Genomic DNA, 1,218 nt, shown 5'->3' with positions numbered 1-1,218 from the left:
ATGAGGACCGAAGCGATGATCAGGAGTGTTTCGTGTGCAATTTCCAACTGAAATCCGGATGCGCCGATCAGTTTGCGCAGGCAACGCGCCTGCGCGGGGATGCCAGGCCTCGCGGGCCGCGCGCATCGGCGGCTCATTGCACCGCTCCGGTATGCCCCGCGCCCATTATTCGCGCCATGCGCGTGAGATTGCTCGCGACCATTGTCAGCTTGAAGTGCTGGTCGACCCGCTTGATGCCGCGATACACCGTCTGCCGGATCCGACCGACCGTCTTGCCCCAGCCGAAATGCTCCTCGATGCGCTTGCGGATGACCTGACTCATCCAGTATCCCGCGTGCCGCGATGTACGCTCATCGATCGCGCTGCCGCCCTGGCGGGCGTCGTTGCGTGCGACATGCGGGGTGATGTTGCGCGCCCGGCAATCGTTTACGAAATCATGCGTGTCGTACGCCTTGTCGGCACCGACTGTCTTCGCGTGAGTGCCAGGCACGCGGTCGAGCAGTCGCAGCGCACTGGCCCGCTCGCCAAAGCCATCCGCATGGCTTAGCACGGCACCGACGACCAGCCCGGAGCGGTTCTCCATCAAGATATGCCCCTGGTAACAGAGGATGGCCGGACTCTGCTTGCTCTTCTTGAACAGACGCGCATCCGCATCAGTGCTCGACTCATGCGTGTCATTGCTACGTCGCTCACCCTTCCAGTCGGCCTCGGCGTTGCGCCCGCCGCCGGTCGGCGGATCGTCCGATCCGTCCTTGCGGCGAAAACTCTTGTGACTCGCCCAAGCCTGGATGAGCGTGCCGTCCACCGRGAAATGCTCCCGAGACAGCAGACCCTGCCTGTCGGCGAGAGTCATCACTTCGGTAAAGAACGACTCCACGACCTCATGCTCGAGCAGCCGGTCACGGTTCTTCGAGAAGACGGAGTGGTTCCATACAGTGTCCTCGATGGCCAGTCCAACGAACCAGCGGAACAGCAGGTTGTACTGCATCTGCTCCATCAGCATGCGTTCGCTGCGCACCGAGTAGAACACCTGCAACAGAAGCGCACGCACCAGCTTCTCCGGTGCAATCGAGGCCCGGCCGCTGTCCGCATAGATGATGCCGAACAATCCGTTGAGCCGCTTCAACGCCTGATTGACCAGCAACCGTATGGGGCGCAACGGATGATCGGCCGGAACGAAGTCCTCAAGCTTGACCGTCGTGAAAAGAGCTTCCTGCA

Annotated in this window: 1 protein-coding gene; it reads right to left on the bottom strand. The window is 61.8% G+C overall.

All coding sequences use genetic code 11. The annotated features are described in order from the left end of the window. Positions 1 to 133: 133 nt before the first annotated feature. Positions 134 to 1,218 (bottom strand): IS5 family transposase (locus tag GCT13_RS47770; protein WP_152768441.1); only part of this gene is annotated, 1,085 nt, incomplete at its 5' end.

The organism is Paraburkholderia franconis (assembly GCF_009362735.1).
GTDB lineage: Bacteria > Pseudomonadota > Gammaproteobacteria > Burkholderiales > Burkholderiaceae > Paraburkholderia > Paraburkholderia franconis.
Note: the sequence above shows the minus strand (reverse complement) of the source record. Positions and strands in the feature narration are given on the sequence as shown.